The sequence below is a fragment of the Rhodoblastus sp. genome (assembly GCF_052145335.1).
Taxonomy (GTDB): domain Bacteria; phylum Pseudomonadota; class Alphaproteobacteria; order Rhizobiales; family Beijerinckiaceae; genus Rhodoblastus.
Genome location: NZ_JBKQOU010000168.1, coordinates 1 through 4,373, shown reverse-complemented (window position 1 = coordinate 4,373; position 4,373 = coordinate 1). Strand labels below are relative to the sequence as shown.

Genomic DNA, 4,373 nt, shown 5'->3' with positions numbered 1-4,373 from the left:
TCCGCAGGCGCCGCGCTAAGTCCGACAGGCTCCTAGGGAGGCAAAGTCGGCTAACCGAATTCTTGCGCTTCGCATACGGCGATCTCGTTCCTTACGCCGATCACGCTGGGCACGCGGCGCACGATCGCCTCCGCGCAGGACTTCGGGTAGGCCCGCTCGACGACACCGCGCAGCGTCACCAAGTCGCCGGTCACGGCAGGCCCCGCCCCGAGTCGACCTGCGAGCGGCGGCGTGATCGGTCCCGCTCCCAAAGACATCCTCTGGACGGCAGAGAGTCTTGTTGTGCGAAGTTTGCCTGTTGGCTTGTTCGTGATCCGAACGGTCAGTCGGCGAGGCATGGCGCTGCCTCGCGTGACGTCGCCCAAGCCCCGGCTTCGCGCCAGCGAACGCAAATTTCCGGCCGTGTCTCGGGCAGCGTTCCCGCCTCCACCCGCGATCCTTTGTTCAATGCGTCTTTCGCGTAGCGCCTCGCCGCAATGTCGCTTTCGAACTCCTCCATCGACCAGATGATGCTGAATTGTTGCTCTCCCGGCAACCTGTTCACAGTCGATACGAACCACGTATTCACGTCGCCTCCTCTGCCGCTCAAAAGTCGCCGTATTCTCTCGTCTGGGGACGAAAGACGTCCGCTCCCACAAATTGATATTTATAAGATTAATCTTCGCCGTCCGGAAAAGTTTCTCGCGGTTCAGATCAAGCATGCGAACAAGACTTCAGGATTCATTATCTGCAGCCAAATGCATTTTTTTCAAGGACAAGTTGCTGGGAGAGCAAATTAAATTTGCTAGCCTAGGGACGCGGCCAGAAAGTGTCTGGCCGTTGCCGGCCTCAACTAGGCAGGGCTGTTCACTTCTCTGACCTTTGAGGTTCGATTTGGGATTCCGGGATGCCCCCAACCGCAAGGCGTTGAAGCCGATCGCGCATTTGGCCGGGTTCAAAGGCGTGCTTCAGGTCGAGAGAGTGGAACGGAGTTGGGGGTGGCCGCTGCCATCGGTTACGGCACGCTCGTCGAAAGCGAGGGCTGACTGATGACGCGAGCGAAGTGGACGGTCTTGGTCGAGACAATAAGGGCAGACGGCGCGACGGAGCGCTTCGAGATCGGCGCCCCAGAGCGGGACCTCGCTTCGCCTACCCCGTCTTCGCGGATTGGGCTGTTTTGCAGCCTCCAGGTCCAACAAAAACAAGAGCTTGACCAAAAAGGTCTTCACTACAAGACGGTTGCTGGAGGGGAGAACGGGACGGGTGCGGTTTCAACGCCGGAGATGCCGGTAAAGAAAGGTCCGAGCCTGAACAAAATACAAAAATAGACGCCAAGCGACGTCTGACATGATTCGTCGTGCTTTGGAATCCGCATTGAACTTGCTTGGTCTTCACTACAGCCATTTTCGGCCTGTTTCGAGAGATCGATACGAGCAAAATCAAGCGCTTGCTCAGCGCGCACGGTCTAAAAATGGCTTGCAGCGAGGTCGAATCCGCGAAGACGGGCTACTGCGGACGGCCTCGGCCTCCGACTTGCCGAGGCGAAAGATCTGCTCCTGAAACTGCAATCCCTCGTTGCACAAGATCAAGTCCGGCAAGTGAGTGCGGCGGACCGGACGTGCCGCTGCGGATCAAGACGCGGGCTGCACGACTATCGCAGCCGCCAGGTCGAGACGCTGTTTGGCCGGGTCATGCTACGTCAGCCGCGATGGCGACCCTGCGCATGCGAGCGCCTCGAGGGGGAGCCGAACGCCGACCGGACCTGTCGCCTAAGCCGGACATCGCAGCTGATCGGAGGGCGAGCCACACATGAGCTTGTACGCGTTCAAGCCGAACTCGGCGCCCGATTGTCGTTCCGAGAGGCCGCCCAGGTGATGAGCGTTTTGCTGCCAACGGGCAAGGCCGCTAACCATACGGGCTTCCGGCGTCGTCTCGCCCGGACCGCGGATCGTTTGCAGGCCTTCGATGATGCCGCCCCTCATCGGATAAGCCGCGTCCAAGGTGGCCCAGTGGTGGTTGCACTCGATGGCGCGCACATTCGGGCCGTTCCTGGATTTCAGGTGCACCACTTCGAAGTTACGGTTGGGCGCGTGGAAGCAGGGCGGCAGCGAACCCGGCACTTCGCCGTTGCTCCGAACGTGACGACACCGAGGTCCCGCGCCATAGGCAACGCCCTGCGATCCAGCCGAGGCGCGCCGCGCTGTGATTCTGGCAATGGCCACGCCGCTGAAGTTCGAAACCGTTGAGCCGCAGGATCACCGCATCATGTTCGCCCCTCGACCGCGCCTGATAGACCCTCCCCCTCCCTTTTGTTTTTCGGCGTGGCGCGAGGGGTCACCGTCCCACACCTCGGGCGAGCAAATGGCCGGAAGCGTTCCGAACTCACAGCTCGCTTTTGAGCGGCGGCAGACCGCGCTTCGCCCGCGCGGCGTCTCGGGTCTTTGACGTGTACGCGAGGATGTTGAGGCCGGCCTCGTAGCCATGGTCGAACAGGAACGCACGGCTATCGGCCAGCATGTCGTCGGTCGCGTCGAGCCATTGCAAGCGGACTTTGTGGATCGTCGCCAGCGGAACGACCGGATGGGCGGGAGGCGCATAGCCTTCTGACGTCCACCAAGCGCGGGCCGCCTCGTCGCTCGGGTAGAGGAACAGTGCTTCGAGCGCGTCCAGATAACCGCTCATGGTCTCCATCAGGTCCGTTCTCCACCTCACGGCTCGGCTGTCCTGAACGACTTACGCGATGGAGATCGCCGAACGCCGGGCGCGATCTGCGAAGCCGACGCGGCTCCTACTGGGACGCGCGTGGTCTTAGTGCCGCGCGGCGATCAGAGCGCGCTCAGGGCCTCAGCGGGCAGCGTTGTCGCAATCCGGGCGACCGTCTCGCGAGAGTACCGCCGCCAGATGCGCGAGACGGCCTCTGCGTTCACGCCCACGTCCCGGTAGGATGCGTTGAGGAAGGCCGACATGGTCCGAGAGACGTCCTTGGCGTCCTTGTTCGTCGCCGCGCTGACCAGCATGTCCTGTGTATTGTGGAACATCCTCTCCCACAGGATGAGAGACTCGACCCCGGCGTCGCGCAGCGCATGAACGGCCGCGATCGCAATGTGCTTGCTGTCATGGATCATTTGATGCCCCTCAGCGATTTGATTTGATGGGAGCCTCTCGCAGGACCGGCGGCGCCGTTCAATTCGTAGAACTACGTAGCCGCGCTGCGGACTAACATGTCACCCCGCCGAAGCGATCGAAGGATGCTTGCCCGTCCACAGTGGCGTCGTCGCACCGACTTCGAGGGAGGCCGCCGCCTCGCCCGCGCGAGGCCCTCCTCCCTTCTATTTTTCGGCGTGGCGCGAGGGGTCACAGTCCCCACGCCTGGGCGGGCAAATCACCGGAAGCGTTCCGATCTCACAGCTTGCGCTTGAGCGGCGGCAGGCCGCGCTTCGACCGCGCGGCGTCTCGGGTCTTTGACGTGTACGCGAGGATGTTGAGGCCGGCATCGTAGCCGCCCGCGGGAGGGCCTTGCCTCTGCGCTCAACGCTGCCCAGCGCCTTCCTGAGGGCCAGCGCAAGGCTCTACTGAGGGCGGTATCACCTCATCCTCGTCATCGCACGCCGACACCTCAAGGTTCCTCGTTCCGCTTGTTTCCTCAGGCTCAGCCCGCGGCATCAATGAGGTTTCCAGATGGGTCGACGCTTGACTAGCCCTCGGCCGGTTCTGCACCCAAGGCGACGGAGCGCGGCGGCTCTGGGCAGATCTACGCTGCGAAGGCATCGGCGTAACGGCGTGCGGTAGCGATCCCGATGAGGATAACAATTCCGCCGCTCTCGTCTTTGACCTGGATCTTGTGTCCCGCGCCATCGACCATTCTCGCCAAGTGCGCGATTCTTGACCAAGCGGCTTTTACGTTCGGCAGGGCAACGGAATGCGAGGCAATGATTGCCGCTCCGTCCCTCAACACCTCGAATTGGTAGCGTTGCATCATCGCTTCTCGCTACGCCGTTCACGATGCTGAGTCGGAACCCGGAAAAGATGCACCGAGCCGACCATTCGGCGGTCGCTCTCCGCGGTGATGCGGCTCTCTATCCGGAAGCCGTGGCGATTGTATGAAAGCCCCGCCCGCAATTTGCCGTGAAGGCTCTCTTGTTGCCGCTACCGCTGCCGTCGCGTCGAGGATCGAGTCAACGCAACGCTGTCATCAAAGGCGTGCTGCATCGCGCATTGGTGAGGCGAAGAGGGACTCTCGTTGCCGTTGAATGCTTGGCCGAGCTCCGACATTAGATCCAATAGGAAGAGCGTGACGTACGGTCGAAATAGCCGGTCATCGAGCCGCCCCGCATGCCGCAGCCACGCATCGACGTCCTGAGCAGGGCAGCCTTGTGCGGTCAGCGCGGCGAGTG

General features: G+C 62.1%; 7 protein-coding genes. All 7 read right to left on the bottom strand.

Going from position 1 to position 4,373, the window contains the following annotated elements; genetic code table 11:
* Positions 1–50 precede the first annotated feature (50 nt).
* Positions 51–194 (bottom strand): BON domain-containing protein, encoded by a 144-nt coding sequence (locus ACLP2E_RS11165; RefSeq protein WP_442465967.1) that lies wholly within the window; start codon positions 192–194, stop codon positions 51–53.
* A 128-nt stretch (positions 195–322) separates the two neighbouring features.
* Positions 323–568 (bottom strand): hypothetical protein, encoded by a 246-nt coding sequence (locus tag ACLP2E_RS11160; protein WP_442465966.1) that lies wholly within the window; start codon positions 566–568, stop codon positions 323–325.
* Positions 569–1,748: 1,180 nt separating this feature from the next.
* The gene (locus ACLP2E_RS11155) at positions 1,749–2,099 is read right to left on the bottom strand and encodes a hypothetical protein (RefSeq protein ID WP_442465965.1); all 351 of its coding nucleotides are present in this window, start codon (positions 2,097–2,099) and stop codon (positions 1,749–1,751) included.
* 262 nt (positions 2,100–2,361) lie between these two features.
* Positions 2,362–2,670: a hypothetical protein gene (locus ACLP2E_RS11150; RefSeq protein ID WP_442465964.1), complete on the bottom strand. Its 309-nt coding sequence runs from the start codon at positions 2,668–2,670 to the stop codon at positions 2,362–2,364.
* Positions 2,671–2,804: 134 nt separating this feature from the next.
* Positions 2,805–3,104, bottom strand: a complete 300-nt coding sequence (locus ACLP2E_RS11145; protein ID WP_442465963.1) for a hypothetical protein — start codon at positions 3,102–3,104, stop codon at positions 2,805–2,807.
* Positions 3,105–3,730: 626 nt separating this feature from the next.
* Positions 3,731–3,958, bottom strand: a complete 228-nt coding sequence (locus ACLP2E_RS11140) for a hypothetical protein (protein WP_442465962.1) — start codon at positions 3,956–3,958, stop codon at positions 3,731–3,733.
* Positions 3,959–4,125: 167 nt separating this feature from the next.
* Positions 4,126–4,373 (bottom strand): hypothetical protein (locus tag ACLP2E_RS11135; protein ID WP_442465961.1); only part of this gene is annotated, 248 nt, incomplete at its 5' end.

Coding starts and splice junctions, on each gene's coding strand:
- ACLP2E_RS11150 (WP_442465964.1), bottom strand. CDS start 2,670: ATGGAGACCATGAGCGGTTATCTGGACGCGCTCGAAGCACTGTTCCTC.
- ACLP2E_RS11145 (WP_442465963.1), bottom strand. CDS start 3,104: ATGATCCATGACAGCAAGCACATTGCGATCGCGGCCGTTCATGCGCTG.
- ACLP2E_RS11140 (WP_442465962.1), bottom strand. CDS start 3,958: ATGATGCAACGCTACCAATTCGAGGTGTTGAGGGACGGAGCGGCAATC.